The sequence below is a fragment of the Sphingomonas sp. BL-S-28 genome (genome assembly GCF_055521515.1).
This window is the reverse complement of sequence record NZ_CM145484.1, coordinates 2,948,895-2,974,634: the sequence shown is the minus strand read 5'-3', so window position 1 is coordinate 2,974,634 and position 25,740 is coordinate 2,948,895. Positions and strand designations below refer to the sequence as shown.

General features: G+C 59.9%; 29 protein-coding genes and 2 pseudogenes. 13 read left to right on the top strand and 18 right to left on the bottom strand.

Going from position 1 to position 25,740, the window contains the following annotated elements:
- Positions 1-380: 380 nt before the first annotated feature.
- Positions 381-1,193, bottom strand: a complete 813-nt coding sequence (locus ACZ1JC_RS22705) for a helix-turn-helix domain-containing protein (protein WP_465138012.1) — start codon at positions 1,191-1,193, stop codon at positions 381-383.
- Between the two features lie 821 nt (positions 1,194-2,014).
- Between ACZ1JC_RS22705 and ACZ1JC_RS22700 the strand changes: the two genes are divergently transcribed.
- Positions 2,015-3,183, top strand: a protein-coding gene (locus ACZ1JC_RS22700) for an IS3 family transposase (protein ID WP_465138013.1) whose coding sequence is annotated in 2 segments (ribosomal slippage) — positions 2,015-2,276 and positions 2,276-3,183 — 1,170 coding nt in all. Because the reading frame shifts where the segments join, the coding sequence is not laid out codon by codon here.
- A 36-nt stretch (positions 3,184-3,219) separates the two neighbouring features.
- On the opposite strand, the pseudogene ACZ1JC_RS22695 reads toward ACZ1JC_RS22700, so the two are convergent.
- The 3 genes and pseudogenes from ACZ1JC_RS22695 to ACZ1JC_RS22685 all read right to left on the bottom strand — a co-directional run.
- Positions 3,220-3,870 (bottom strand): annotated as a pseudogene (locus ACZ1JC_RS22695) (transposase family protein); the annotation flags it as partial.
- A 206-nt stretch (positions 3,871-4,076) separates the two neighbouring features.
- Positions 4,077-4,454, bottom strand: a complete 378-nt coding sequence (locus tag ACZ1JC_RS22690) for a hypothetical protein (RefSeq protein WP_465138014.1) — start codon at positions 4,452-4,454, stop codon at positions 4,077-4,079.
- Positions 4,455-4,481: 27 nt separating this feature from the next.
- Positions 4,482-4,817: a hypothetical protein gene (locus tag ACZ1JC_RS22685; RefSeq protein ID WP_465138015.1), complete on the bottom strand. Its 336-nt coding sequence runs from the start codon at positions 4,815-4,817 to the stop codon at positions 4,482-4,484.
- Between the two features lie 1,004 nt (positions 4,818-5,821).
- On the opposite strand from ACZ1JC_RS22685, the gene ACZ1JC_RS22680 reads away from it, so the two are divergent.
- On the top strand, positions 5,822-6,715 hold the full coding sequence (locus ACZ1JC_RS22680) for an SDR family oxidoreductase (RefSeq protein WP_465138016.1): 894 nt from the start codon (positions 5,822-5,824) through the stop codon (positions 6,713-6,715).
- A 35-nt stretch (positions 6,716-6,750) separates the two neighbouring features.
- On the opposite strand, the gene ACZ1JC_RS22675 is transcribed toward ACZ1JC_RS22680, so the two are convergent.
- On the bottom strand, positions 6,751-7,851 hold the full coding sequence (locus ACZ1JC_RS22675; protein WP_465138017.1) for a PAS domain S-box protein: 1,101 nt from the start codon (positions 7,849-7,851) through the stop codon (positions 6,751-6,753).
- A gap of 221 nt (positions 7,852-8,072) precedes the next feature.
- On the opposite strand from ACZ1JC_RS22675, the gene ACZ1JC_RS22670 reads away from it, so the two are divergent.
- Together ACZ1JC_RS22670 and ACZ1JC_RS22665 are read left to right on the top strand one after the other, a co-directional pair.
- Positions 8,073-8,432 carry a hypothetical protein gene (locus ACZ1JC_RS22670; RefSeq protein WP_465138018.1) on the top strand — a complete coding sequence of 120 codons (360 nt, stop codon included), beginning with the start codon at positions 8,073-8,075 and terminating at the stop codon, positions 8,430-8,432.
- Between the two features lie 33 nt (positions 8,433-8,465).
- The gene (locus ACZ1JC_RS22665) at positions 8,466-8,795 is read left to right on the top strand and encodes a DDE-type integrase/transposase/recombinase (RefSeq protein WP_465138019.1); all 330 of its coding nucleotides are present in this window, start codon (positions 8,466-8,468) and stop codon (positions 8,793-8,795) included.
- A gap of 134 nt (positions 8,796-8,929) precedes the next feature.
- Here ACZ1JC_RS22665 and ACZ1JC_RS22660 read toward each other — a convergent pair whose 3' ends face one another.
- The 3 genes from ACZ1JC_RS22660 to ACZ1JC_RS22650 all read right to left on the bottom strand — a co-directional run bounded on the left by ACZ1JC_RS22660 (position 8,930) and on the right by ACZ1JC_RS22650 (position 10,288).
- Positions 8,930-9,376 (bottom strand): cysteine hydrolase family protein, encoded by a 447-nt coding sequence (locus ACZ1JC_RS22660; protein ID WP_465148466.1) that lies wholly within the window; start codon positions 9,374-9,376, stop codon positions 8,930-8,932.
- 74 nt (positions 9,377-9,450) lie between these two features.
- Positions 9,451-9,639, bottom strand: a complete 189-nt coding sequence (locus tag ACZ1JC_RS22655) for a hypothetical protein (protein WP_465138021.1) — start codon at positions 9,637-9,639, stop codon at positions 9,451-9,453.
- 40 nt (positions 9,640-9,679) lie between these two features.
- Positions 9,680-10,288, bottom strand: coding sequence for a flavodoxin family protein (locus ACZ1JC_RS22650; protein ID WP_465138022.1), 609 nt, complete (start codon positions 10,286-10,288; stop codon positions 9,680-9,682).
- Between the two features lie 197 nt (positions 10,289-10,485).
- Between ACZ1JC_RS22650 and ACZ1JC_RS22645 the strand changes: the two genes are divergently transcribed.
- The 3 genes and pseudogenes from ACZ1JC_RS22645 (at position 10,486) to ACZ1JC_RS22635 (ending at position 12,616) form a co-directional block, all read left to right on the top strand.
- A protein-coding gene (locus tag ACZ1JC_RS22645; protein ID WP_465138023.1) for an IS5 family transposase occupies positions 10,486-11,246 on the top strand; the annotation gives its coding sequence in 2 pieces (ribosomal slippage) (positions 10,486-10,819 and positions 10,819-11,246; 762 coding nt in all).
- An 80-nt stretch (positions 11,247-11,326) separates the two neighbouring features.
- Positions 11,327-11,980, top strand: a complete 654-nt coding sequence (locus tag ACZ1JC_RS22640) for a class I SAM-dependent methyltransferase (protein ID WP_465138024.1) — start codon at positions 11,327-11,329, stop codon at positions 11,978-11,980.
- A pseudogene (locus ACZ1JC_RS22635) lies at positions 11,958-12,616 on the top strand (DUF6766 family protein). The gene ACZ1JC_RS22640 and the pseudogene ACZ1JC_RS22635 overlap by 23 nt, the downstream one beginning before the upstream one ends.
- 28 nt (positions 12,617-12,644) lie before the next feature.
- Here the strand turns inward: ACZ1JC_RS22635 and ACZ1JC_RS22630 are convergent.
- From ACZ1JC_RS22630 to ACZ1JC_RS22620, 3 genes are read right to left on the bottom strand one after another with little or no spacing between them, the layout of a single operon-like run.
- On the bottom strand, positions 12,645-12,818 hold the full coding sequence (locus ACZ1JC_RS22630; RefSeq protein ID WP_465138025.1) for a hypothetical protein: 174 nt from the start codon (positions 12,816-12,818) through the stop codon (positions 12,645-12,647).
- Complete coding sequence (locus ACZ1JC_RS22625; RefSeq protein ID WP_465138026.1) at positions 12,815-12,997, bottom strand: hypothetical protein; 183 nt, start codon at positions 12,995-12,997, stop codon at positions 12,815-12,817. The genes ACZ1JC_RS22630 and ACZ1JC_RS22625 overlap by 4 nt, the downstream gene beginning before the upstream one ends.
- 12 nt (positions 12,998-13,009) lie before the next feature.
- On the bottom strand, positions 13,010-13,516 hold the full coding sequence (locus ACZ1JC_RS22620) for a hemerythrin domain-containing protein (protein WP_465138027.1): 507 nt from the start codon (positions 13,514-13,516) through the stop codon (positions 13,010-13,012).
- Positions 13,517-13,677: 161 nt separating this feature from the next.
- Between ACZ1JC_RS22620 and ACZ1JC_RS22615 the strand changes: the two genes are divergently transcribed.
- Complete coding sequence (locus tag ACZ1JC_RS22615; RefSeq protein ID WP_465138028.1) at positions 13,678-14,679, top strand: histidine phosphatase family protein; 1,002 nt, start codon at positions 13,678-13,680, stop codon at positions 14,677-14,679.
- Complete coding sequence (locus ACZ1JC_RS22610) at positions 14,672-15,613, top strand: NAD(P)H-hydrate dehydratase (protein WP_465138029.1); 942 nt, start codon at positions 14,672-14,674, stop codon at positions 15,611-15,613. Before ACZ1JC_RS22615 ends, ACZ1JC_RS22610 begins: the two co-directional genes overlap by 8 nt.
- Before the next feature lie 395 nt (positions 15,614-16,008).
- On the opposite strand, the gene ACZ1JC_RS22605 is transcribed toward ACZ1JC_RS22610, so the two are convergent.
- From ACZ1JC_RS22605 to ACZ1JC_RS22590, 4 genes are all read right to left on the bottom strand, one after another.
- Complete coding sequence (locus ACZ1JC_RS22605) at positions 16,009-16,188, bottom strand: DUF3606 domain-containing protein (protein ID WP_465138030.1); 180 nt, start codon at positions 16,186-16,188, stop codon at positions 16,009-16,011.
- Positions 16,189-16,230: 42 nt separating this feature from the next.
- Positions 16,231-17,013, bottom strand: coding sequence for an SDR family NAD(P)-dependent oxidoreductase (locus ACZ1JC_RS22600; RefSeq protein ID WP_465138031.1), 783 nt, complete (start codon positions 17,011-17,013; stop codon positions 16,231-16,233).
- A gap of 117 nt (positions 17,014-17,130) precedes the next feature.
- Positions 17,131-18,324: a zinc-dependent alcohol dehydrogenase gene (locus ACZ1JC_RS22595; protein ID WP_465138032.1), complete on the bottom strand. Its 1,194-nt coding sequence runs from the start codon at positions 18,322-18,324 to the stop codon at positions 17,131-17,133.
- Positions 18,324-18,917: an SRPBCC family protein gene (locus ACZ1JC_RS22590; protein ID WP_465138033.1), complete on the bottom strand. Its 594-nt coding sequence runs from the start codon at positions 18,915-18,917 to the stop codon at positions 18,324-18,326. The genes ACZ1JC_RS22595 and ACZ1JC_RS22590 overlap by 1 nt, the downstream gene beginning before the upstream one ends.
- 302 nt (positions 18,918-19,219) lie before the next feature.
- On the opposite strand from ACZ1JC_RS22590, the gene ku reads away from it, so the two are divergent.
- Entirely contained in the window at positions 19,220-20,125 is a 906-nt protein-coding gene (gene ku / locus ACZ1JC_RS22585) for a non-homologous end joining protein Ku (protein ID WP_465138034.1), read from the top strand.
- Between the two features lie 3 nt (positions 20,126-20,128).
- Entirely contained in the window at positions 20,129-20,389 is a 261-nt protein-coding gene (locus ACZ1JC_RS22580) for a hypothetical protein (protein ID WP_465138035.1), read from the top strand.
- Positions 20,390-20,393: 4 nt separating this feature from the next.
- On the opposite strand, the gene ACZ1JC_RS22575 is transcribed toward ACZ1JC_RS22580, so the two are convergent.
- A complete protein-coding gene (locus ACZ1JC_RS22575) occupies positions 20,394-20,819 on the bottom strand; it encodes a KTSC domain-containing protein (RefSeq protein WP_465138036.1) in 426 nt (141 codons plus the stop codon).
- Between ACZ1JC_RS22575 and ACZ1JC_RS22570 the strand changes: the two genes are divergently transcribed.
- Both ACZ1JC_RS22570 and ligD read left to right on the top strand, forming a co-directional pair.
- Positions 20,808-21,716 carry an N-acetyltransferase family protein gene (locus tag ACZ1JC_RS22570; RefSeq protein WP_465138037.1) on the top strand — a complete coding sequence of 303 codons (909 nt, stop codon included), beginning with the start codon at positions 20,808-20,810 and terminating at the stop codon, positions 21,714-21,716. The genes ACZ1JC_RS22575 and ACZ1JC_RS22570 overlap by 12 nt on opposite strands.
- A 65-nt stretch (positions 21,717-21,781) precedes the next feature.
- The gene (gene ligD, locus ACZ1JC_RS22565; protein WP_465138038.1) at positions 21,782-24,292 is read left to right on the top strand and encodes a DNA ligase D; all 2,511 of its coding nucleotides are present in this window, start codon (positions 21,782-21,784) and stop codon (positions 24,290-24,292) included.
- 56 nt (positions 24,293-24,348) lie between these two features.
- On the opposite strand, the gene ACZ1JC_RS22560 is transcribed toward ligD, so the two are convergent.
- On the bottom strand, positions 24,349-24,819 hold the full coding sequence (locus ACZ1JC_RS22560) for a cupin (protein ID WP_465138039.1): 471 nt from the start codon (positions 24,817-24,819) through the stop codon (positions 24,349-24,351).
- 9 nt (positions 24,820-24,828) lie between these two features.
- Complete coding sequence (gene xth, locus ACZ1JC_RS22555; RefSeq protein ID WP_465138040.1) at positions 24,829-25,632, bottom strand: exodeoxyribonuclease III; 804 nt, start codon at positions 25,630-25,632, stop codon at positions 24,829-24,831.
- Between the last annotated feature and the right edge of the window lie 108 nt (positions 25,633-25,740).

Genomic DNA, 25,740 nt, shown 5'->3' with positions numbered 1-25,740 from the left:
GGCGGCGAGCCATGCGCCTGTGTTTCCGACGGTCCTGACGGCTGCTCGCGCCGGCATTGCCTGCTGGTCTGGCGACCATGCGGCGGCATCCGGTCTCCGCCGGCAAGCGGTTCTCCAGTGCGTGCAGATCTGGTGTATGGCTGCCGGGCGGCTCGGACGGTGGCGGCGGCAAACCCCAGGCCGCCGCCTTGCGCTTGCGGGAGCGTCCTTAGCGGGACACGCAGGCCGGCCCGGTGATCGGGCGAGGATTTGGCGCTTGGGGCTCGATCGGATTGGCCTGCGATGAGGCAGTGTGCCTTGCTTCCGACGAATTGCGTCCGACGCTTCTGTCACTCTCCGTCGGTGGCTGCGCAAATGCCGCCACCGATGGAGAGTTGGCCTCAGGCTGCGAAGGAAAGCATCTCGAGACCATTGATTGGTGCGGGGTCCGGGAGGCGCTCGCGCATGGTTTCGCTGACGGCCTGGAGCAACGCGTCCGTCTTCACGAGCTCGTCCTTCCCATAGATGATGCTCACGACCATCGGGCGGCCGTCCGGTTGGCGCGGTAACAACACGGAGAACGCGTTCGCGTTGCTGCCGAAGCCGATAGGGCCCGCAGCCCAGCGTTGGTCGGCAGCCTGTTCGATTTGCATAAGCAGTTCGGCGGGGTGGAACTTCTCCACATCGCTGGCTTCCGAGTTCAGGCGGTGCAGCATGCCCTCGATGCGCCGACGTTCGAATGTCGAGAGCATCATCATGCCGGCCGAACTGCGGTGAACGGGTTGCTTGAGGCCACTTGAAAGCTCACGGGTAGAGGCCATCGCCCGAGGGCCGTGGCACCATTGAACTATCTGAGTGTCGAGGCCGACCATTGCGGTGAGCCCGACGGAGAAGCCGGTGCGCTCAACGAGTGCGTCGATGAGGCGTACAATCCGGCCGTCGCGTACAAATTCGGGTTGACCTGAGGTGCCGATGAAGGCGGCACGGGGCGTAGGGCGGTAGGTCCGGGACACATGATCCTTGTGGAGCAGGCCCAGATCCACCAGCGAGCTAAGCAATTCCGACGTGCTGGACTGTGGCCGATCGTATCGCCGCACGATGTCCATCACAGTTGCTTCGGTGTGCGCGTCGTCGAAATATTCAAGCACCTCGATCACTCTGCGGGCGATCTTGGCCTTGTTCGACAAATGATGCGGCGTTGCTTCTCCAGCCATTTTTCCGTCTCCGATCGACTCCCCCTCGCTTCTGATCCAGGCATAAAAACGAGGTTGGTTCATTTTATGATAAGGGAGGTTAGCATTGAGGGGTGAGGTTGGTCCAGCCCAATAATAGAGTGCTCAAATCCGACTGCCGGCATCGCCACCAGCCGTGGTATTGGCGAGATATGATAAAACATGTTTAAAATCAGATGTATAATGTGACGCCTGCTATGCCGCAGGAGCGGGGTGAAGGTATGAATTTCATATTCAGAAATCTCTATTGGATCTGATGCAAAAATTTAATCGGTTGCCCTGCAAAAAGGATGTAAGAGGTTCAGTGATTGTGGCGGCAATCCAATAAAGCGGAATATACGAGGACCGCTATTCGCTGCAGCAGCTCCCGCCTCAAGAGAAGCTGCGCTGATAACCCTCGGTGTCGAACGACGATACTTTTAAAGTCCGGGTGGCCGAGGCGAATGTCCAAGCCATGTTTTGGCTAAAGGCATCGGCCCAGCCTCCATGACGCTGGTTCTTCGCGCCCGGCAAATTGTCTATTTGCAGACTTGCAACTCACTCACTAATCCGTAGCTTGATTGTCGGCGCAGTCAGGGCTGCGCCGAGGCAAGTCAGCCACACCGATGGATTACTGCAGCTCGGACTTGAGCCGGGCGATTGTCGCGAATGTCCAGGCGAGAGCTAAAGGCGGCAATACGCGAGCCGGGGTGAAATGACACCGTCTGACGAGGTTGGACGGCCTCCTTGACTGGAGAAAGTGATCTGCCCCCTTCTGAGTGGCCCATCGACTATCGTAGTCTGGACCACGAAGGAGGAATGGAATGGCTCGGAAGCACAAGCCCGAGGAGATCATCGGCAAGCTGCGTGAGGCGGAGATCGTGTTGGCGCAGGGTGGGACGGTGGCGGACGCCTGCCGGCGGATCGGCGTCACCGAACAGAGCTATTACCGCTGGCGCAAGGAGTACGGCGGGCTGAAGATGGATCAGGCACGACGGATGAAGGATCTCGAGCGAGAGAACGCCCGGCTGCGGCAGGCGGTGTCGGATCTGACGCTCGATAAAATGATCCTGCAGGAGGCGGCGCGGGGAAACTATTGAGCCCCGCCAGACGCCGACGCTGTGTCGATCACATCCGAGGGATCATGGCTGTCTCCGAGCGACGGGTGTGCCGTGTGCTCGGGCAGCATCGATCGACGCAGCGCAAGGCGCCACGCGGGGCGGACGACGAAGCCGCACTGACGGAGGACATCATCGCTCTCGCCCGGCAATATGGTCGTTACGGCTATCGCCGGGTGACCGCCCTGCTGCGCGATGCGGGGTGGCATGTGAACCGTAAGCGGGGCGAGCGCATCTGGCGCCGCGAGGGGCTCAAGGTGCCGCAAAAGCAGCCGAAGCGCGGAAGGCTCTGGCTCCATGACGGATCGTGCATCCGGCTGCGGCCCGAGTATCCGGGGCACGTGTGGTCCTACGACTTCGTCGAGGGCCGCACGCATGATGGTCGCAAGTTCCGCATCTTGTCGATCATCGACGAGGCCAGTCGGGAGTGCCTGGCCTTGCCGGTCGCGCGACGGCTCAGGAGCGAGGATGTGCTGGCGGCGCTGGCCGATCTGTTCGTCACGCGTGGGCCGCCTGCGCATATACGGTCGGACAATGGCCCCGAATTTATTGCCAATGCCGTGCAAGAATGGCTGGGCAGGATCGGTGTGAAGACGCTCTACATCACCCCCGGCAGCCCGTGGGAAAATGGCTACTGCGAGTCCTTCAACGGCTCGATGCGTGACGAGCTACTCAACGGTGAGATCTTCTACACCCTGGCCGAGGCTAAGCTCCTGATCGAGGCTTGGCGGCGGCACTACAACACCGTCAGGCCACACAGCTCGCTGGGCTACCGCCCGCCGGCCCCGGAAGCAGCGACGCCGCCATGGCCGCCCTCCGGTTCCGCTTCGCTCCACCTGCGGCCGGCCATGGCGCCGGAGGCAATCTTACACTAACAAATAACCCGGACCACTCGGTGGGGGCCGATCAGTGCGACCGAAGATGTGACCGATCCAGGTGTGCGACACGCCCTGGTATCGATCGACGAACTGGACGCCATTATCAGTCAGGATGGTGTGGATCGGATAGGGTACAGCCTTGATCAGCACCTTGAGGAATGCGGATGCTGCCAACTTGGTGGCTCTGCGATAGATGCGGGCAAAGACCAGTTTCGAGGTGCGATCCACCGCGACGAACAGGAAGCCTTTGCCGCCCTCATAGCGCAGTTCTGCAATGTCGATATGGAAGTAGCCGATCTTGTAGCTTTTGAATCTCTTTGGTTTCTCGCGATCAGCTTTGGGCAGGCGGGAAATGCCGTGTCGCTGCAGACAGCGATGCAAGGACGAGCGTGTTAGCTGCGGAATGACATCCTTCAGCGTGACGAAGACGTCATCCAGCGGTAGCCGGGCCTGCACGCGCAGCGCCACGATGGCGGCCTCTTCCATCGGCGAGAGCACCGTACTGCGGCGTTCCCGTGGGCCCATCGGCAGGTCTTCGACCGACTGCCGCTTACGCCACTTCAGGACGGTCTTTTCATTGATCCCGTATCGCTTCGCGAGGTTCGCGACCGAAGCTTGCGATCGCTGTAGCTCGCCTCGAATGGCGTGCGTGGTCTTGGCGCTGCCGAGGAGAACCTGGCCCATAGCTCCCTCCGCTGTGATGGCGACAAATTTACACCACCACATGCTGGGACCAAACACCTAGATTGCGGTGCAGTCGATGTCCTACGAAATAGCATCTATGTATTTTCTGCAGAGCCAAATAAGATTGGCTTTTGGTCGATATTTATTAAGCCAAATAGAAACTCGCAGTCATCGGCATAACGGCCTAAGGCTTGATGTGTTATTGCTTAACGTCGCCTCCATTGCGCTGGATCGAGGTCTATCAGGATAGGATTGTCGAGGGGCTGCCAACCGGCTTTTACGACATCGTTGCTTTCGCGGGCTTCGCGACCTTGGCCAAGCGACCAGGTGATATGAAAGTGACTTCCATCGCCGCGTTGTGTGGAGCCCGCAATTTCAACGACCAGCGCTTGGACTCCCGCCCCATCATTCGCCTCACCAACAATGCGAGCTGACCGTTCAGCAGGGAGGGGCGTGTGTTCGTCAGTTCCAAACCGCAAGGTCACGTGATCGGCAACAACGCAGGCGTAGCAGGGTGAAAATAGCGTAAGCAGTCGATCCCGATCAGCTTCGGGCAATTTCCAGCCCGTGATCAAGTCCTTCATGGGAGCCAATCTTAACGTGAAGCTGGGCTAGTCGTCTTCCACCGGAAAGTCGTTCCCGTGGACTGAATAATTATGGCGCTCGAATTCTTGAAGCAATTCCGTGGTGAGCACGTATTCGGCCTGGAGCTTGTCGCTGCGTGCCCAAATGAAGTCCGCTGCTGGTAGCAGTTTGCCGAGCTGATCATCGAAGATTGGTAAAGCGCTGTCCGCATCGATCGGGGGATCGAGATCACCAAGGTTCTCAATTAACTCGCCGGCAATGAAAAATCGGTAGCGCGTCGCCTCCCATTGCCCCGGAAATTCGACTGCGTAGCGATCTTGCGACCATGTACGAACTGCCGTCGTGAAAGTCAGATTTGGCATATTCGTCTCCTTGGTGCTCGCAGGAGATCAAGTTGGGAAAATGGCGATGGTTCCTTACTCCGAGGATAAACATAATTTGGCTCAGCATGATGACCGAGCTGAAGGTCCGCATTGCTGTCAACGTCCGACGATCAAAGGGGTATGACGGAGGTGCGAAGTATACGGGTATCTGCTTTCTGCGGGAAATGCCTCGCAGGCGCTTTTCGTACCCCCGCGCTTTAATGTCGTGTTTGATTAGGGCGGCTTGCGAGCAGGGCATCAACCATGGCGGACCAAGCTTTTTGCAGGTCGGCTTGACTGACGTTGCAGCCGACCTGTCTGCGAAGACAGTTCTGCCCCGCGAGGAGCATTTTCGGCGTAGCTTCCCGCACGGCGGCAAACGTAGCGCAAACATTTGCGCACAGCTCGTCCTGTAGGTCAGCGCCAAGGCAATCCCAGTCATCGTGTCCGCTCTCTGAATACACAAGTGCCCTAGCTGCGCGCTCTATTGGCATCGGTGATTTCTCCTGATCCAGGGCGTCAATTGGTACGAAAGGGATCCGTGGATAGTCGCCGACGAGACTGTCAGTCCGGATCGCCACACGCAACTCGTCTCCGAGTACCTCACCGCTTGCGCTGGGCGATTTGGCGAGTGCTCGTGATTCATGAAGAGCTTGGATCGCGGCTGGCGTCCATGAAGCTGCGAGTGTCTCGTTGGCGCAGAAGGTTAGGATAAATATTAATAGGACTTTTGTAAACGGATGAAGCAAGCGTAGGGACGTTTAGACTGGCAGCCCCAATTCTAGGGGGCACGCGTCCTCATCTCTTCAAGCGAAAATGCAGCCAAGAGCAGGCATGACTGTAGCGGCCGGGTCACGAGGAATGTCAGCCCATCCCGATCTAGAACCCAACCGCCTCACCGCCTTGAGTTTCCCATGCTGGCTTGGAACCGAAATGCAGTTCCAACCTTAGCTTCCTGTCTCCCGACTCAAAAAGCAGCCCGAACTGGACTGACAGGAGCTTTCATGACTGACCGCCTCACACTTCAGGACCCTCGCACCCAGTACCCGAAGCCGCCGTTCCCCGAGCAGCCGCAACCGGTGCCCGGCATTGCCGCGAAGTTGGATCCAAAGCCGGACCACGGGGAAGAAAGCTACGTGGGCGCGGGCAAACTCAAGGGCCGCAAGGCTCTCATCACCGGCGGTGATTCCGGGATCGGGCGTGCGGCGGCGATTGCTTATGCCCGGGAAGGCGCCGATGTCGCGATCGCCTATCTGCCGAGCGAAGAACGGGACGCCCAGGAGGTCGTCGCTCTCATCGAAGCGGAGGGCCGAACTGCCGTAGCTCTTCCCGGCGACATCACCGACGAAGCCTGGAGCAGGCAGCTGGTCGAAGACGCAGTGAACGATCTTGGCGGGCTCGACATTCTGGTCATCAACGCCGGGCGCCAGCAGTTCCGAGAGGAAATCGGGGCGGTCAGCTCTGAAGATTTCGACAGAACCCTCAAGACCAACCTCTACGCCCTCCACTGGATCGCGCAGGCCGCCGTTCCCCACCTGCCGGCTGGTGCATCCGTCATCACCACAGCTTCAGTGCAGGCCTATGAGCCTTCGGATATCCTGCTGGACTACGCCACAACCAAGGCCGGCATCGTTGCCTACACCAAGGCACTGGCGAAACAACTGATCGAGAAGGGCATCCGAGCCAACGTGGTTGCGCCAGGGCCGTTTTGGACCGTGCTTCAGGCAAGCGGCGGTCAGCCGCAGGAAAAGGTCGCCAAGTTCGGCGAGCAAAGCCGGTTCGGCCGTCCTGGGCAGCCTGTAGAAATCGCGCCGGTTTATGTGCTCCTCGCCTCGCAGGAGGGCAGTTACATTACTGGAGAAGTCTACGGCGTCACAGGCGGTGCCGGCATCGCCTGACGAATGTTGTAGCGGCCCGGTTCGGCGGCGGGCCGCTACGCCGTCAGGCCTTGCTGGACTACCGGGATTGTCATCTCCAGGGAGAGCCCTTCTGCATTCCATGATTTCGAAACTGTTGCATTGAGGCTCGCGAGGCTCGCTGCCTCGAGTTTGCTGCCGAAACCAGATCGTAACGGCGCCTCCAATACGGCCGGACCGCCTTGCTCGCGCCATGTCACACGGGCCGCTTGATGGGAACTTTCAACTTCAATCTTGAGAGCGCCCGACGGCGTAGACAGTGCGCCGTATTTTGCAGCGTTCGTGGCATATTCGTGGAAGAGAAGGGCCAAGGAGTTCAGCATCTGACCTTCCACCATGACGTCTTGACCCGTTTGTACAATGTCAATGGGCTGAGAAGAACGAAAGGGGGCCAAAATTGCTCGCAGCAAATCCGCGAGGCTGGCCTTCGGTGGGGATGGTGCGTCGGCCCCAAAAGGCATGGTCAAGCTGTGCGCCTGGGCTAGAGCGGCGATGCGTTCTCGCAGTGTTCGAGCCAAGTGCTCGGCAGACTCTGCACTGCGAGCGCTCATGGCGACAAGACTGCCAATCAACGCGAACAGGTTCTTGATGCGATGGTCCATTTCCCGCATCAGCAGCCGCTGCCGCGACTGAGCTTCGACGCGTTCCCCGATGTCCCTGGCTATCTTCGACGCGCCAATTACGTTGCCTGTTTCATCGCGGATCGGCGAAACCGAAAGAGAAACATGGATCACCGAGCCATCCTTTCGTCTGCGGACAGTCTCGAAGTGCTCGGTTCTCTGTCCTGACCGGATACGCGAGAGGATCTGGTCCTCTTCGTGCAGTCGATCCTCAGGTATGAGCAACGTAATCGGCTGCCCAATCACCTCGTCAGCCGTGTATCCGAAGAGGCGCCGGGCACTTTCGTTCCAGCTCATGATCGTGCCGTCGAGTGATTTGCTAACGATCGCGTCTCCTGAGCTTTCCACGATCGCGGCGAGTTTTGCGCTGGCGTACTGGGCGACCCGGCGAAGCTCGGCTTCTTTTCTTGCGTCGGCAATGAGCGCGGCATTGTCGATGGCGATTGCGGCGTGGGCAGCGATTGCCTTCACGACTTCCTCTGCTTCTTCATCGAACACGCCCGGCTTCTCATGTGCGATGAAGAGGCCGCCGTGGACGGTACCCTTCCTGGTGTGAGTGCTGGTCGTAATCTCCCCAAATGTGCTGGTTGAAAATTCCCCAGTTTGAGGACTGCGCCTGATCGGCATGGGGGCATGCCCCCATGCCGATCAGGCGGCACAATTATCCCTGCTGATGCCGAAGGAAGGGCGAGCAGGTGATAGGACTGAGGGAGGTCGTTTTGATCCAGGAACTCAAGAGACAGGGGCTGAGCATCAGCGCCATCGCGCGCCAGACCGGCCTCGACCGCAAGACGGTGAAGAAATATCTGGCCACCGGTCTGGAGGCGCCAACCTATTCGCCACGCAAACCCGTAACGAACGCCGTGGAGCCATATCGGACCCATCTGCTGGAGCGGTTGGAGAGCTATCCTGGCCTTTCAGCACGCAGGCTGCATCGCGAAATCCGAGAGATGGGGTTCAAGGGAGCCTATTCCTCCCTGACCGAATATCTCCGCGAGATCCGGCCGCCCTTGCCCAAAACCTATGAGCGGCGCTTCGAAACTGCCGCCGGCGTACAGGCTCAATTTGATTTTGCCTAATTCCAGACGATCTTCACCAGCGAGCCTGGTGTCGTGCGCAAGGTCTGGCTGTTCAGCATGGTCCTGGGGCACAGTCGGTGGCTTTGGGGGCGGTTCTGCCCGAACCAGGGGCTGGAAACGGTGATGCGCTGCCATATCGCCGCCTTCGAAGCGATGGGTGGCTGCTGCAGCGAAATTCTCTACGACCGCATGAAGACCGCCGTCATCGGCGAGGACGCTGCCGGGGTGGTAACCTACAACGCCTCGCTGGTGGCGCTGTTGGCCCACTATGGCATCCTCTTCATCTACGAATGGCATGCATCCGTATCGCCGGTAGGCGGACATTTTCCAGCCTCACGCCGCTCGATATTATCGTGGCCATAATTGTCGGCTCGAACATCAGTCGCGCCATGACCGGCAAGGCCCCTGCTCCTTCCCGCCCTGGCAGCGACACTGCTACGTGCTGCACCGCCTTGTCGCGATGGCCACGGTTCGGTGGAACCCCTTGGCGAGTTTTGTCAAAGGAAGTTCGATAGTGAAAACGGTCGGATCGACAAGGAGGCCACCCAAAGGCTGTAATCCCGCATATGGGCATCAGCGGCGGTGAAGAGAATGCAGATATCCGCGGCGATCCCGGTCAGCACCAAGCGGGTGACGCCGAGCTTGGGCAGCAACACGGGGAGATTAGTCGAGTAAAACCCGGAGAACTGCGGTTTGAGGATGAAATAGTCCTTGTCCCGTGGGCGGAGTTTTTCGGCGATCGGATTGTGTCGTTCCAATGCGCGATCAATCAACGCGGAACGGTCCGAATGCCATTCACCGAAATTGTCGTTCACATAGATGACGGGATAGTCGAGCGCATCGCATTGCCCGATTAGGCCTTCGATAACCGGTACGATTGTCCTTGCCCGAGGCTCGAGTGTTTCCGCCTCCGGAAAGTCGAAGCAGTTGATCATGTCCATGATCAGCAGGGCGGTGCCTGTGCCCTTCGGTTCGCTGTTCGAAAAGGGGGCTGACCCTGCGCGGCTAATCCCCGCCGTCAGTCGGGTTTTTGTTCCGCTGTTTTCTGCCGGGACCGGCGGATGCGATGCAGGCCTTCTGTCTGCTCCTTTTCTCCCTCTACGACGAGGTCGGGACGCGGAGCAATTTCTCCGGCAAGCCGTTTCGCGTAGCCCTTGATGACTGCGCCGATGCCTGCTGCGACATCCTTGTCCTTACTATCCGTCATATTGCCAGTCCTTTCGCACCTGGGCCTCGCCTTCCATTCGCTATCCGGGGTAGGGATCAGTTTTTAAGAGCCCGGCGAGGTGGGCCGCATTCCCGGCCACCATTTTCGCTGTCTTCGCGACCATTTCAGGGGTGTGTTCCAGATCCTTGAAGTCGGTAGAGCCCATCGCTTCGCCCACCCAGTAGCAGGCGGCCACCGCAGGGATTGTCCAACCGACATCGTTAAGTGCCTGGAAAAGCTGGGCAGAGGAAAAATGCGCGCCGTCCTCATTCCCGACAATCGCCGCGACCGCGACCTTGCCATAACTTGGCATACGTCCGGCCTCGTCAGTCTCATCGAGAAACGCATCCATGCGTTCCAGCACGCGTTTGGCAATGCTGCCGATCTGTCCCATCCAGATCGGCCCTCCGAAAATCAGAATATCATGCGCGAGGATCTTCTCCCGAAGCGCGGGCCAGTCGTCACCTTCTCCCTCGTCGGAGGTGACGCCGGGCAGGATGTTAAGCGCGGCAACACGGACGGTTTCGGTGATGGTCACCTGTCGTTCGGCGAAGGCCTTCTTGAGGACCTCTATCATCGCATCGCTCGACGAGGGTTCATCCGGGCTGGATTTCAGCGTGCAATTGATAGCCAGAGCCTTGAGCGCCATCGACGATCTCCTTGGAGGCGACATCCCGCAAGAAGTCGCTGTTGATAGTGCAACGCCTGGGTGGCTGATGGGTTCGCGGCAAATTGGGTAACGGAACTCGGACCATCCCTTTGCGAAAGCCATTAGGGCGTAAACTCATAAATTGGGTTGAATGGTCAGCCTTGCCGTGATTCAGGCGTCCTCGGAATGGAGGGTGTATGGCACGGCGGCGGTATGAACTGACGGACCCGGAATGGCTCACCATCGAGCCGTTGCTGCCCAACAAACCGCGCGGCGTGCCCCGAGTGGATGATCGCCGGGTGTTGAACGGCATTCTCTGGCGTTTCCGTTCCGGTGCGCCGTGGGCGGAGATCCCGGAACGGTATGGGCCATCGACGACCTGCTACAACCGGTTCGTCCGCTGGCGAAAGGCTGGTGTGTGGGACCGGCTGTTGGCGGCGGTTTCTGCCGGCTTCAACGGCGAGTTGGTGATGATCGATTCCACTTGCATGCGCGTTCACCAGCAAGGTGCGACGGGTAAAAAGGGGGAGCCGGAGATCATGGCATGGGACGTTCCCGGGGCGGTCTTACGACCAAACTCCACGCTCTTGTCGACGCTGATGGACGTCCTGTCGGCCTGCGACTGACGGGCGGGCAGGTTCACGATGCCTGTGAGGCCGAAGCGTTGATCGAAGTCATTCCCAAGGGCGCCACACTCCTGGGCGACAAAGGTTACGACAGTACCGCTATCCGCGAAGCCGCGGCGGCGAGGAACATCTGGGCGAATATTCCCAACCGTTCCAACCGCAAGCAGCGCTTCGGATTTTCGTCCTGGCTCTACCGCCAACGCAATCTCGTCGAGCGCTTCTTCAACCGGATCAAGCAGTTCCGCGGCATCGCCACCCGATACGACAAAGATGCCGCTAACTATCTCGCAGCCATCAAGCTCATCTGCGTACGCCTGTGGTGCAACGGGTAATGAGTCCACGCCCTAGTAGCCCTTGGAACCGCAAGGCCTTGCCGCCGGTTGAAATTGCATGTGGCGCGCGAGGAAAGCCGATGTCGACAAAGCCATTGTCTTCAGCAAAAACCGGTGCACGGATCGCGTTAGCCGAGTTTATTCGGGACCCAGCGAAGGTCGGATCGGCGTTCCCGGCAACGCAACGTCTGGTCGACCGGGTATTCGAGCCGCTAAACTGGCCGAGGATTGGGGTTCTGGTGGAGTTTGGCCCCGGAACCGGACGTTTTACTTCAGCGGCCCTGGCGCGGATGCGCCGGGGGTCTCACCTGATCGCGATCGAGCCAGGCGACGAATTCGTGGAGCACTTGCAAAGTTCCATACGCGACCCGCGCCTTTCCGTAGTGCGCGGCCTCGCCCAGGACGTTGCAAAAATATTGAGCGATCACGGCCTTTCGCAGGTCGATTGCATTGTCTCAGGACTTCCATTCTCGACGCTGGATCATGCCGTGGGAGCACAAATCGCCGAGGCCAGCGCGTCGGTTCTGAGCCCGCAGGGCATATTCGCCGCATATCAGATGAGAACCAGCGTGAAGCCGCTGCTGAGGCGTTGCTTCTATTCGGTTCGCAGCCGGTACGAATGGCGCAATATTCCTCCATGCCACCTCTATTGGGCCAGCAATCCTAGGTTTCGTCCTCACGTGCATTCATCGGCGGGAGGGAGATCGCGTAATGCCTGCCTTTCTGAAGAATAACGGCCTTACGCTCGTTTTGCTGGTGCTCTTTGCATTCAGCATTCTCGGACAGTGGTTTACCGGCTGGAGGGTGGCGATTGAAGACGGGGTGCGCCAAGGGCAGCATGCCGACAGCATCTTGGATTATGCGCGCAGCCCGCAGTTTCTCTCCTCGGTTTTTGGAAACTGGGAGAGCGAGTTCCTGCAAATGTCGGCCTACGTGATCCTCACTGCATTTCTTGTTCAGAAGGGATCAGCGGAATCGAAAGATCCGGATGAGCCGCCGCGCGATTCCGAGCTGGCCCTACAGGCCAACAAGTCCGGCGCGCCCAAGATCCTAAGATGGGGCCGCGTCTGGCGTGCGCTTTACGCCCGTTCTTTGGGGATTGCTCTGGGAGCTTTGTTCCTGATCTCTTCGTGATCCACTGGACCCAAAGCGCGCAAGTGGCCGCAGAGGAGGCGCTATCCCATGGTCAAACGCCCTCCACGCTCGTCGAATATCTTTTCGATCCGCAGCTGTGGTTCGAGTCGTTCCAGAACTGGCAAAGCGAATTTCTCTCGACAGCCGTGCTAGTGGTGCTGTCCATCTATCTGCGCCAGCGGGAGTTTCCGGAATCGAAACCTGTCGCCGCTCCTCACGCCAAGACCGGGAATTGATCTGGAAGCGGAGGGAGCGGCGATAGCCTCAGTTGAGGCCGCTCTGTTCCTTGACGCCAGTTTCCTGTTCCTGGTCGAGCTTTTCTGCGTGCCAGATGTTGCGACCGGCAAAAACGAGCACGATGACCGCGAGGATAACCGCGACCACGAAAATGCCAGCACGGCCCAGCCGTCGCTCGCTCGGTTGATTGGGCTTCTTCATGGCTTGTCAGCATCTTTTGCGTGCTGGTCTTCCGGGTAATCCTCAGGTTTGACCGTTCCCACGTTTGGTCGATCTTCCACCTTTTCGGGCTTTAGCGGGCCTTCATTTTGGCGATGGGGATCGACTGCGTCGGGACGGGCATCGCCCAAGGGGCCCCGCTTGCTGGCGTTATCGTCCATCAGGTAGGTCCTTCATGCGGTGACAAGGTTGACGGCAGTGGGCTTGGCTGCGGGCAATCCGCCCGATTTCGCTGTCGCCAAGAGTTCCGTTTTGCGCGCCAACATACGGTCCCGCAGTTCAACGAGATCTACGTCTGTCTTGCGGCACTGCGCGAACATGCCCTCGGATGGCATTTCCTCTTCGTGGACATGGTGCTTGATCTCTTCCGACAGCACCTTGACCTTGGCTGTAAAGAAGCTGTCTTCGGGCGCGGCGGCCTCGATGTCATTGATGAGAATCTTGGCGCCGTCGTGTTCGACATAGGCTTCATCGAGAGTGTCATCTTCGATCTTGCCGCGGAAACTGGGGTAGAAGATCTCTTCCTCGATGGCCGTATGGATCTTGAGCTCGGCGCAGATCTGGTGCGCAATGGATTTCTTCTGGGAAGCCGAGCGCGCGGCTTCGAATTTTTCAAACAGTTCTTCGACAGTCCGATGGTCGGCTTTTAACAGGGCAATTGCATCGGTGAACTGAGTCATGGGATTCTCCGTTGCCTGAATGCCTAGGTAAGTCCGACGGTGGCAAGCTCGTTCCCGGCAGGAAAATTTAAGGCTCCGTTACGTCGGCTTTCGAGTGCCACCATTACAGATCTCGATGGAGTTAGGCTGGGCAGGTTTCCCCTCGCTTTTGAGGGGACATCTTGGGCGAACGCTTGGATGTCATTTCAGCGGCGGGATACTTCACTGAGGTTTGGTGGCCGATCGGGCGGGAACGTCGTTTGCTGCTTGCAGGGAACCACGAGCGTGGGGAGTCGGGACAAAGCCATTTGACGCAAGCGCCGGCACACCTTGCCGCGCACATGGCCGAAGCTTGGCGACAAGATATGGCTCCGTCTGGAACTACCCTGAAAGGCTTCCGTTTAGCGAAGATGGAAAGCCCGGCACGACAATCCCAGCGTTGGCCCAGCGCGCTCTGGCTTATCCGCCACGGCCAGAGTGCCGGTAATGTCGCGCGCGATATGGCACATGCGAACGGAATGCCGCGTATCGCGCTCGATCATCGCGACGTTGACGTGCCCCTCTCTCCTCTTGGCAAGGATCAGGCGCGAGCGCTGGGGCATTGGTTTGCGCAAGGCGAGGAGGGGCTGCGTCCAGAAGTGATCCTCTCCAGCCCTTACTTGCGCGCGCTTCAGACCGGCGAAATTTTCCGCGAGGCGGGGGGCTGCGGATCCGAGCTCAGGATCTGTCTTGACGAGCGGCTGCGCGAAAAGGAATTCGGGATACTCGACGGGCTCACCACTGTCGGTATTCGCGAATTGCAGCCGGAGCAGGCGAATTTCCGCAAGGTGCTGGGGAAGTTCTACCATCGTCCGCCCGGCGGCGAGAGTTGGGTGGACGTGATATTCCGCCTTCGTGCACTGCTGGATACGGTTTCGCTGCACTATGCCGGGCAGCGGGTCATGATCATTGCCCACCAAGTGGTGGTGCTGTGCATGCGCTATGTTTTGGAGAACCTGAGCGAAAAGGAAATCCTCGCGATCGATGCGGAAGGGGACGTGGCCAATTGCAGCGTCACGCAATACCGTTTCGATCAGCAGGCCGGGCGGCTCGTGCTAGAGCGCTATAATGTCGTCGCCCCGCTAGAGCGCGAAGGCACGCCGGCCACGCATGAGCCTGATCCCATGATTGCAGCCCGTGGCTGAGCCAGTCGGGGAAGAGGCGAAGTGCGCCCCGCTCGACGGGGCCTGGCTGCGGGCCCATCCCGTGCCGATGCCCTCAGACGGTGTCGATAAGAACGCGCGGGGGCGAGTGCTTGTTATAGGCGGCTGCCTGCAGGTTCCGGGCGGCATTCGGTTGACGGCGGAGGCGGCCTTGCGGGCAGGCGCGGGCAAGGTGCGAATTGCCACCATAGCTTCTGCCGTCGTTCTCATCGGCACGATGTTTCCCGAAGCTGCCATGTTGTCGCTACCGGAGGGAATGACCGGCGAGATCGACGTCAAAGGCGACGTGCTCGCACCTCATCTGACGCGCTGCGACGCGGTGGTCGTCGGGCCGGCGATGACATGCGAGCGCCATGCCTCGCGTCTGCTGGAGGCAGTCCTCGATGCGATGGCGGATTGCCGGGCCAGCTCGGGTCCGAGTGCCGGGGAAGGGGGGCTGGTGATCGATGCCTCAGCCCTCATGGCGCTGGGCGATCACGAAGTGAGCTTGCGGGAACGCCCGGCACCGTGCGTGATCACACCCCACATCGGCGAGATGGCGGCCCTTCTGGAGCGCGAAGCAGCCGATGTAGAGCGTGACAGGGTCGCCGCCGCACGCGAGGCAGCGGCCCGCTTCAATGCCGTGGTCGTACTAAAGGGCGCTACCTCGCTGGTCGTGGACCCAGCCGGCCCATGTTTCGTGTACAGCGACGGGAATGTCGGGCTTGCGACCGGCGGATCCGGCGATGTGCTGGCAGGAATTGCAGGCGCGTTGCTGTCTCGGGGTCTACCCCCGATGGAAGCCGCGCTGTGGGCAGTCTGGGTACATGGCGAGGCCGGCCGACACTGTGCGGAGACGATCGGGCCGGTGGGGTACCTTGCGCGCGAACTGTTGATTGCAATACCTCGGCTAATGGCATCAGCGCCGAGCGCGTGAGACGTTCCCAACGATGCAAATCGCTCCAATGACGATGCTTCCAAATCGACAAGCAGCGTCCAGAGTCAGATGATTCCTGTTCGGACCATCTATTTCCTGCGGTTGACGCGCCTGAAATGCGACCAACGAAAATGAAAGTCGCCGTTTTAACGCCCGATAACCCTCCTGGGTCGAAGACAAGCTTCTATCTCGACAGGCTATGCCTTCAGGCAATCTGGCTTAACTTCCATGACGGGTATTCAGCAGAATCGGTAACGCCGAAGCGGGCGAAATCACGGACGCGAGGATCCCGCCGACGAGACTCCAACAACCTAAAGTTGCGATGCTGGGCCATTCGCGCAGGTCGGCCTCGCGATTGGCTTCCTCGCTCACTGGTGCGCCGGACGCTGTTGCAGCTAGCAGCCGTTAAGATGCTGTTCGATGGCATCAGCGCCGTTGCCGACCTTATCGACTGCGCGCTGCAGTACTTCTCGAGAGACGCCGAACTGATTAGTCCAATAAGCGACCTCGTAGTCTTCGTCCATCGCGACCCGCGAACTGTCCTGCGGCGCACGTACGTCTTTGTTATCTGCCATAAAATAGCCTCCTCGATGGGTGAGGTGATATCGGGTTTGGGGCTAGCGCGCGCTGCCGGGCTCGGCCATCTTGCGGTGTTGTTCGGCAAGCACGGATTGAGGTACAACGCCGGCGGCCGCCACCTGAAGCTTGTTGTACCAGCCCGAAACCACGGTCCCCTTACCAGCCTGCAGCGCGTCCCAGCCATCCTTGGCGACTTTCGCGGGATCGGCCTTGCTGTCGTCGGCCCCGACGTCGGTATCCTTGCCGAGTCCGGCACGGTCGAAGAAATTCGTATCGGTGACGCCTGGCATGAGCGTGGTCAGGGTAATGCCTCCAAAGCCCTTGAGCTCATTACGCAGCGCTTCGGTGAAGTTGTCCACGAACGCCTTGGTGCCATTGTAAACTGCATTGAAACTGCCTGGAATGAATCCCGCGATCGACCCCGTTACAATGACCTTGCCGTCGTTCCGGGCGGCCATCGACGTCAGAACACTTTGCAGAAGGTACAGCGTGCCGGTCACGTTCGTGTCGATAACATGCCGCCACGCGGAGACCCCTTGGTCGAGAAACGCATGGCCCAGACCGTGGCCGGCATTGGCGCAGAGCAAGTCGATCTGCCGGCCGGTGGCACGCAGGAGCAGACCGTCGACCCCGTCTAGAGTTGATAGATCGGCCTCGAGAGTTTCGACCGAAACGCCGAGCGCCTCCAACTCCGCCTTGGCATCGCCAAACGAAGTGTCAGCGGCCAACAACAGATCGTAGCCATCCTTCGCCGCAAGCTTGGCAAGCTCAAGGCCAATGCCGCTAGATGCGCCGGTGATCACAGCAAATTTATTCGTCATGGGTTTCTCCTGCAGACAAGATTCGAACGGCCGCCGAATGGCCGGCGTGAGGCGGAAGCCAACTCGGGACCGGCAGTTAGTTCCGCGATCTCGAGGGAGGGCGTAATCCCCAGTTCCTCAAGGCACACGCGTGAGGTCGAGGCCAGGCTTCAGTACGACCTTGGTCACCTCGTTCTGCTTGTCATGGAACATCTTGTAGCCATCGGGCGCCTGCTCGAGGGGCAGACGGTGGCTGATGAGGAAGGTCGTATCGATCTTGTCTTCCATGATCGCATTCAGCAGCCCGGGTAGGTAGTGCTGGACGTGGGTTTGGCCGGTCTTGAGCGTCAGGCCCTTCTCCATGAATGCACCAAGCGGGAACTTGTCGACGAATCCGCCGTAGACAGCAGGCATCGACACCCGGCCCCCCTTGCGGCACGCCAGGATGGCCTGGCGGATCGAATGCGTGCGGTCGGTTCCGAGGAACGTTGATGCCTTGATCTGGTCCCAGACATTGTCGGCGAAGAAACCGTGCGCCTCGAGCCCGACCGCATCGATGCAGGCATCGGGTCCGATTCCGCCGGTCATCTCCATCAGGGCCTCGTAGGTCTTTGTCTCCTCGAAGTTGATCGTTTCGGCTCCGAACTTTCGGGCGAGTTCGAGCCGGTGCGGAAAGTGATCGATGGCGATGACCCGCTCGGCGCCCATCAGAAACGCCGACTGGACGGAAAACAGCCCGACCGGGCCGCATCCCCAGACCGCGACCGTGTCGCCCGGCTCGATCTCGGCATTCTCCGCTGCCTGCCAACCGGTGGGCAAAATGTCGGATAGGAAGAGGACCTTGTCATCTTCAATCCCATCCGGAATCACGATCGGTCCTACGTCGGAAAACGGGACGCGAACATATTCGGCCTGGCCGCCGGCATAGCCGCCTGTCATGTGGCTGTAGCCGAACAGGCCGGACATCGGCTGTCCGTAGGGCGTCTGCGCGATGTCCTGGTTGTCGGCGGGCAGGCCATTGTCACAGGCGGAATACTGATGCTTGGAGCAATGGAAGCAGGATCCGCAGGCAATGGTAAAGGGGACGACCACGCGCTGTCCCTTCTTGAGCGTGGAGTCCTTGCCGATCTCGACGACCTCGCCCATGAACTCGTGACCGAGGATGTCACCCGCTTGCATCGTCGGTATGTAACCATCGTAGAGGTGAAGGTCGGAGCCGCAGATCGCGGTGGAGGTGATCTTGATGATGGCATCGCGTGGATTGAGGATTTCGGGGTCATCGACGGTGTCGACGCGAACGTCGTGCTTCCCGTGCCAGGTCAATGCGCGCATCAGGCGTTCTCCTCGTCGAGCTGTTTGCGGGTGCGCGCCGCGGTTGCGACCTCGCCGGTTTCCATGAATTGCTTGAAACGCCTCAGGTCGCGCCGTGCCTGGATGGCGGGCTCACGCTGGAACATCTTTGCGACGATCTTGCCGACTAACCCTGCAGGCGGATCGTACAGAATCGTCGCCGTCACCCAGGTGCCCCGCCCCCCAGGCGCCTCGCGGAACTCGATACGTCCGCTGTTGGGAACGTCAGCGCCTTCCTCGGTCGTCCATGCGATGAGCTCGCCGGGCGTCTCTTGGGTGATGACGGAGGTCCACTCGACAGTGCGTTCGCCCGGCGCCCGAACCGTCCAGCGAGATCGCCTGCCCCCTAGATCTTCGACGGAGATCACATTGTCGAGGAATTTGGGGAGGTTTGAGAAGTCTCGCCAGACGGCAAAAAGGTGGTCTCGCGGGCAATTGATCGTAACGGTCTTGCCGGAAAGAGTATCGCCTCTGGCCTTATCGAGTTCGTGGGCGACTATATGCGCCCTTCCGCCGTCCTTGGCGGTGGTCAAGGGGGCATCGTCGTGCCCCGTGCGATCGCGCACGTCACCCATTCACTCACTCCCACTTGTCTGGAAATCGGCTTCAAGACGGCAACGCCTTTGACGCCGCATTAGTCGCCGCAGTCTGTCCGTTTTGCGATAAAGCGGGGCAAGGAGCCGCCCGAATATGCGGAGGTTAATTCAGGTTACTCGCCAGCGTCGCCACGCAAGCGCCGGGGTGGACGTTTTCTGACGCAAGGAGGAAATCTGTCGATGCGGAGGCGGGGTGGCAGATGCGATGATCCCGCCCTCGAAAGCTCCGGAACGACGCGGCGATCCGCGAATTAAAGGAGTCTGCCCGAAGGAGAGGACAGATGGCTGCACGTCCATACTGGAAAGGCCAGATCCGCCTGGCGCTCGTTTCGATCCCTGTCGAGATATATGCCGCCACCAGGAGCGGAGCCACGATCGCCTTCAATCAAATCCACGAGCCTTCGGGCCAGCGTATCAAATATGAAAAGGTCGTTCCCGGCATTGGTCCTGTGGACGTCGAGGACATCGTCAAGGGCTTCGAGTATGCCAAGGGAGAGTATGTCCTGCTCGACGAGAAGGAGATCGAGGGCGTCAAGCTCGAGAGCAAGAAGACCCTCGAGCTAACCCAGTTCGTCGACGCGCATGATGTCGACATGATCTATTTCGAAAAGCCGTATTACGTCGTGCCGGCCGACGATCTGGCAGAGGAGGCGTTCATCGTCCTTCGCGAAGCGCTGCGGCGCACCCGCAAGATAGGGTTGGGGCAACTCGCCATGCGCGGCCGGGAGTACGTCGTCAGCATCAAAGCCTGTGGGCGCGGCATGGTGATGGAGACGCTGCGCTACGCCGACGAGGTAAACAAGGCGACGAGCTATTTTCGCGACATCGGCGATACGGATCCTGACGAGGAGTTGCTCGACCTGGCTACCACGCTGATCGACAAGAAGACCGGCAAATTCGACGCGGCCGAATTTCACGATCGCTATGCCGATGCCCTGAAAGAGCTCATCGAGCGAAAAAAGAAGGGCAAGACGCTCAACATCGATTCCGTCGACAGCGGCAAGGATCCGCGCGGCTCGAACGTCGTCGATCTGATGGCGGCGCTCAAAAACTCGCTCGGCAGCACGGGCAGGGCGGCGACCAAAACGACTGCCAAGAAGCCAGCCGCTAAGAAAACTGCGAAGGCCGCCTCCAAGAAACCGGCCACCAAATCGGCTGCGAAGCCATCGACGCGCAAGCGGGCCTGAGCCGTGACGGAAAGCCTCGACCATCCCGCCCCTGCGCTTGGGGACGATGATGCCGCTTTTGCCGAAGGGGCGATAACGCTTTGGGCCAACCTCCTGACACTGATCGGCACGCATCTTCGCGAGACAGGCATGCCGAGACAGGAGGTGCTCGACATGCTTGCCATGCTGCACGAGGCAAATGAGGAGACCATCCGCTCGCCGCGCGCCCGCGCGGTGGCATCGCGGCATCTGATGTCGGTTTATCGTGCACTCGGTGAAGCCTGATCGCTCAGCCATTTGGCCCGAAGCGCTTGCGCCCGGGATTTCGCAGGTGCCGGAAATGGTCCTTGATACGCGCGTTGAAGAATGTCCCCGCAGAAGGCGCTCTGCAGAACGCCTCAAAGAGCGATGCAGGCACGTCGTAATAAAGATAATCGCCGGTCTGGTAGAACGAGATCCTGAGGGTCCCTGCCTCGTCGTCGTAGGCGATTTGATCGATGATCGCGGACTGAGAGAAACAATGCGTGCGCATATCATACCGAGCGCACGGGGCAGCGGCTCGTTCCCGGCTCAGCCACGATCCGACTGCATTGCCGGGAAGACGGCCAATGCTGAGTTCGAAAGTCGGCAAAAATCCTACTTCGGGCCAGTCGCCGCGGATTTCCAGTAAATGGCGTCGGCAAGCGACGATCAGCTGCGCGCGATGGCGCAGCATCGCGGGCTGAAGCTGCTGCGCTCCCGGCGGCGCAAACCCGGCGTCGGTGACTACGGGAAGTATGGGCTGGCTGATGAAAGTGGAAATGCCCTTCTTGGTTTCGGCGAAAACGGGCTAACCGCGAGCGCGCAGGATATCGAGGACTTCCTGCGCGAAAGCGAGTTTGGCACATGGAAGCAATCCGCTGAGACGACGCAGCAGCGCCCACGACCGCCGAAAAAGCCTCCGAAACCCGAGCCCGACGATGAAGATGCACCTGTTCGGCGGCGCTCCGGGCAGCGCCTGCGCCGGCGGGCGGCGTCTGGTGCGGATAATCCGCCGCCTGGCAAAAAGGACCTAGCAGGTGGAACCCGCCCAAAACCGGCTTTGAGGCTAGTTCCCCAATCCGGACCGGCGCAAGAGAAACTATCCCGTCCCACCGAAAAGCCCAGATCAAGGAACGAGTCCTCACCTGTACCCGTACCCGACCCAGTGCTGGTTGTGCGTTTAGCTGCCACCGCCGATAGCGAGGAACTGGCGGCGCTGCTCAATCAGCTTTCCGGGGTGGCGATTGAGCCAAGCGAGGTGGAAGCAAATCTGGCCATGGTCCGAAAGGCGAAGGCCGGGTTGATCGTCGCCGAGCTCGGCAAGGTGATCGGCTTCTGCCAGTGGTCAATCATTCCCTCTGTCCATCGCGGTGCGCTGGGCCGCCTGACCGTCCTTGTCGTCGATAAAGCGCATCGGCGGCGGGGCATTGCAACGGCCATGCTGGCCGCGGCGCAGAAAGCGCTGGCGAAGGCTGGATGCAAGCAGGTCGAGGCGCTTAGCGGTATCGCGATCAATAACAGTCACAATTTCTTTCGCTCGCTCGGCTTTGAACAAACAAGCTATCGTTTTGTCCGCGACCTCGGCGAATAGGGAAGGGCGGCGAGGGAACGAGTTCGGCTCCGCATCGATTAGCTGGCATATCGATCGGAACCGACATGGCACGAGCCCTCAAGACAAAGCATACGCAGGCGGAGGAGCGTCTCGGAAAATATCGCGAGAAACGTGATTTTTCGCGCACCGCAGAGCCTTCCGGGGCGACTGGCCCCACAAGCGGCAACGGTTTTGTCGTTCAAAAACACGCGGCATCGCGCCTTCACTTTGATTTTCGGCTCGAGCTGGACGGCGTGCTGGTAAGTTGGGCCGTTACCCGGGGGCCAAGCACCAATCCCGACGACAAGCGTCTCGCAGTCCGCACCGAGGACCATCCGCTTGATTACGCGCGCTTCGAAGGCACGATCCCCAAAGGCGAGTATGGCGGCGGCACCGTGATGCTGTGGGACAATGGCACTTGGGAAACGATTCCAGGCAAGGATCCCCGCAAGACTCTGCCCGAAGGCCACCTCCACTTCGTCCTCCATGGTCGCCGCATGCAGGGCGAATGGATCCTCTTCCGCCTCAAGCCGGGCGGCAGGGAAAAGGGAGAAAACTGGATATTGCGCAAGGTGCAGGATGAATTTGCAGGCGGATCGGACGATCTGACCTCCATCCACCTTACCAGCATCGATACCGGCCGCACCATGGAGGAGATAGCTGCGGGCAAAGCCGTCCCGAAGCAAAAGGCGAGAAACGGGAAAACCGTTGCGGCTTTCAATCCGGATAGCACCGGGCCGGGCCGAGGCAGGAAGGCGAGCTCGCCCCCGCCGTTTCAGCCCGTGCAACTTGCCGCCCTGGTTGACCGTGTCCCACCCGGCGACCGCTGGCTCCATGAACTCAAATACGACGGCTATCGCACGCTTCTCGCCCTCGGCGGGGGTGAAGGACGAGCGTATACTCGATCGGGCCTCGACTGGTCGGACCGTTTCGCAGCCCTCATTGCCGAGGCGCAGAAGCTACGAGCCCGCAGCGCGCTCATAGACGGCGAGGCGGTCGTCACCCGTCCTGACGGTCGTACCAGCTTTCAGGCCCTGCAAGCGGCACTCAAGGCCAACCCCGAGGCCATCGATTATTTCGCGTTCGATCTCCTCGAACTCGATGGCGAGGATCTGACCGGTCTCCCGCTCATTGAGCGCAAGGAGAAGCTCGCTGCGCTGATCGGCAAGGACGGAGGCCGAATTCGCTATTCGGATCATATCGTCGGTAATGGCGAGAAGCTTCTTGCCAGCTTCTGCAGCGCAGGGCTCGAAGGCGTCATCTCGAAACGCATCGACGCGCGCTACAGCGGCTCGCGCAGCGGCAGCTGGGTCAAGACCAAGTGCATTCGCCGGCAGGAGTTCGTGATCGTGGGTTGGACGCCGTCCGACAAACAGCGCGGAGTTCGCTCGCTTCTGCTGGGCATCAATGAAAATGGCAAATTGCGATACGCCGGCAAGGTCGGCACCGGCTTCACCGGTGAGGAGATCGACCGATTGATGGAGATCATGGCACCCCTCGAGCGCAATAAGGCAACGGTCGAAGCGCCGCGCGCCGCCGTTCGTTCCGCTCATTGGATCGAGCCTAAGCTGGTTGCCGAGATCGCCTATATCGAGTTTACCGATGAAGGCGTCCTTCGCCATCCAAGCTATCTCGGCCTGCGCGAAGACAAGAAGCCAGAAGCAATCGTGCTCGAGACCGAGGCGCCGGTGGCCGCCGCGATCGCTCCGGCGACAGACGCCGTGCGGATCAGCAACCGGGAGCGTGTGATTTTCCCGGAAGGAAAGCTCACCAAAGGCCAGCTTGCGGATTATTATGAGATCGTCGCGCCAATCATGCTGCCATGGGCGGGAAGCAGGCCAATAAGCCTGGTCCGCTGTCCGCAGGGCCGAGCCAAGAAGTGCTTTTTCCAGAAACATGATGCCGGAAGCTTCGGCAGCGAGGTCAAGCAGATCGGTATCCGCGAGAAAGACGGGCACGAAGAGGCGTACCTGTTTGTCGATACGCCGGCGGGCCTTCTCACCTGTGTTCAGATGGGTACGATCGAGTTCCATGGCTGGGGCGCGCGGATCGAGGATATCGAAAAGGCCGATAGACTCGTCTTCGATCTCGATCCCGACGAGGGGCTGGATTTCAAGGACGTCGTTGCAGCCGCATTTCACGTCCAGGACTTACTTGCCCAGATGGGGCTGACCACCTTTCCGATGGTCACGGGCGGGAAGGGCGTCCATGTCATCGCTCCGCTCAGTCCCTCGGCTGAATGGCCAGAAGTGAAAGACTTTGCCTACCGCTTTGCCCTGGCGCTTTCCCAGGCAGACCCCGAACGCTTCACTGCCGCTCTTGCAAAAACCAAGCGGACAGGACGGATCTTCATCGACTACTTGCGCAACCAGCGCGGCGCGACAGCGGTCATGCCCTATAGCGCCCGCAGCCGCGAATTTGCGCCGATCGCCGTCCCGGTGACCTGGGAGGAACTGCGCGACATTGACGGGCCTTCGCGTTGGCATATCGGCGACGGCGCCGAGATGGTGAAGCGCGCGGCGTCGAAGAATCTCGCCCACTGGGGGCGCGCCGACCAGATCCTACCCGACCTGTAAAAATCGGGATCTACAAAACCTGAAGCCGGACGATTGCTGTTCGTGCCACTTCGAGATCATTTGCCAGTAACGGGATCTTGCTCAGCTGCGAGCATCGTCCGGATGCGCTCGAGCGCCTCCTTCGATGGCGAGTCCTGGCAAATGTCCCAATCCTGTCCCTCAGGGTAGGCACCCACGACCAGGAAATCTTCACTGGACTCGATCAGGCAGTGACCGGTGCCCACCGGCAATACCAGTGCGTCGCCCGCTGCAACGCCAATCATCAATGCGCCTGGCCCGCCCAGGATCAGCGAGGCGCGGCCGCTCGCGACCCCCAATGCCTCATGCGTGGTCGAGTGATAGTGATGATAGTCGAATATGGTATCCCGCCATTTCGCCGGCCAGCCGTGGTCAGCAAAGCGCTTCTCGAACGCTTTGGCGATCTGTTCCCGGGCACCGCTTTCCACGCTTCGGTAGATCAGTACCGGCAATCCTTGATTGTTGGGCACCCAGCCATTGAGGTCGAGCAGGAATTTCTCTGTGTTCATGAGATGCTCCTACGGTTTGCGCCGGGTCTTGGGTGCGGGCCCATCGCACAGCTCGATCCATACCGGTGCATGATCACTGGTCTTTTCCCAGCCACGTGGGCGCCGGTCGACCTCGGCTGCCACCAGCAACTTGGCTGCAGCCGGGTTGAGGAGGACATGATCGATCCTGAGACCCGCGTCGCGCTCGAAGGCGCCGCGCCAGTATTTCCAGAACGTGTATATGGCCTCGTCCGGATGAAGTTGCCGTAGCGCGTCGGTCCATCCCAGCTGGAGCAACCCGGCGTAAGCCGCTCTCACTTCCGGTGCGAAAAGGGCATCGTCACGCCAGCGCTCGGGCGCGTAAACATCGAGATCCGTCGGCATAACGTTGAAGTCTCCCGCAACAATCACCGGAGCGTCCAGCGCGACAAGCTCGGCAAGACGATCGCTCAAACGCTCAAACCATCTCAATTTGAATTCGAATTTGGCGCTCGGCCTCGGATTGCCATTGGGAAGGTAGAGGCCGGCAATGAGCGCTCCATTGATCGCCGCTTCGATGTAGCGGCTCTGCTCATCATTTGGGTCGCCGGGAAGCCCGCGACGGGTTTCGTGAATATCACCGATCCTGCTGAGGATCGCGACGCCGTTCCAACGGCTCTGTCCATGCCATATCGCCCTATAGCCCGCTGCCGTAATCGCAGCTTCCGGGAACCTGTCCTGCGGCGCCTTCAGTTCCTGGAGACAGACAATGTCCGGTTCGGCAAGTTCCAGCCAGCGTAAAAGCACTGGTAGCCGCCCGTTGACGCCGTTGACGTTATAGGTTGCGATTTTCACAAGTCTCGTCGCTCCTGGACTGCGGCTGCACATCTGGAAGGTCGTTCGGACAGTCCGTGTTTCAAAGCCCCGGCGGCATCGGCGATCGAGAAGGCGGGGCCTGACTGA

Coding starts and splice junctions, on each gene's coding strand:
- ACZ1JC_RS22705 (WP_465138012.1), bottom strand. CDS start 1,193: ATGGCTGGAGAAGCAACGCCGCATCATTTGTCGAACAAGGCCAAGATC.
- ACZ1JC_RS22690 (WP_465138014.1), bottom strand. CDS start 4,454: ATGAAGGACTTGATCACGGGCTGGAAATTGCCCGAAGCTGATCGGGAT.
- ACZ1JC_RS22685 (WP_465138015.1), bottom strand. CDS start 4,817: ATGCCAAATCTGACTTTCACGACGGCAGTTCGTACATGGTCGCAAGAT.
- ACZ1JC_RS22680 (WP_465138016.1), top strand. CDS start 5,822: ATGACTGACCGCCTCACACTTCAGGACCCTCGCACCCAGTACCCGAAG.
- ACZ1JC_RS22655 (WP_465138021.1), bottom strand. CDS start 9,639: ATGACGGATAGTAAGGACAAGGATGTCGCAGCAGGCATCGGCGCAGTC.
- ACZ1JC_RS22650 (WP_465138022.1), bottom strand. CDS start 10,288: ATGGCGCTCAAGGCTCTGGCTATCAATTGCACGCTGAAATCCAGCCCG.
- ACZ1JC_RS22640 (WP_465138024.1), top strand. CDS start 11,327: ATGTCGACAAAGCCATTGTCTTCAGCAAAAACCGGTGCACGGATCGCG.
- ACZ1JC_RS22630 (WP_465138025.1), bottom strand. CDS start 12,818: ATGAAGAAGCCCAATCAACCGAGCGAGCGACGGCTGGGCCGTGCTGGC.
- ACZ1JC_RS22625 (WP_465138026.1), bottom strand. CDS start 12,997: ATGGACGATAACGCCAGCAAGCGGGGCCCCTTGGGCGATGCCCGTCCC.
- ACZ1JC_RS22620 (WP_465138027.1), bottom strand. CDS start 13,516: ATGACTCAGTTCACCGATGCAATTGCCCTGTTAAAAGCCGACCATCGG.
- ACZ1JC_RS22605 (WP_465138030.1), bottom strand. CDS start 16,188: ATGGCAGATAACAAAGACGTACGTGCGCCGCAGGACAGTTCGCGGGTC.
- ACZ1JC_RS22600 (WP_465138031.1), bottom strand. CDS start 17,013: ATGACGAATAAATTTGCTGTGATCACCGGCGCATCTAGCGGCATTGGC.
- ACZ1JC_RS22595 (WP_465138032.1), bottom strand. CDS start 18,324: ATGCGCGCATTGACCTGGCACGGGAAGCACGACGTTCGCGTCGACACC.
- ACZ1JC_RS22590 (WP_465138033.1), bottom strand. CDS start 18,917: ATGGGTGACGTGCGCGATCGCACGGGGCACGACGATGCCCCCTTGACC.
- ku (WP_465138034.1), top strand. CDS start 19,220: ATGGCTGCACGTCCATACTGGAAAGGCCAGATCCGCCTGGCGCTCGTT.
- ACZ1JC_RS22570 (WP_465138037.1), top strand. CDS start 20,808: ATGGCGCAGCATCGCGGGCTGAAGCTGCTGCGCTCCCGGCGGCGCAAA.
- ACZ1JC_RS22575 (WP_465138036.1), bottom strand. CDS start 20,819: ATGCTGCGCCATCGCGCGCAGCTGATCGTCGCTTGCCGACGCCATTTA.
- ligD (WP_465138038.1), top strand. CDS start 21,782: ATGGCACGAGCCCTCAAGACAAAGCATACGCAGGCGGAGGAGCGTCTC.
- ACZ1JC_RS22560 (WP_465138039.1), bottom strand. CDS start 24,819: ATGAACACAGAGAAATTCCTGCTCGACCTCAATGGCTGGGTGCCCAAC.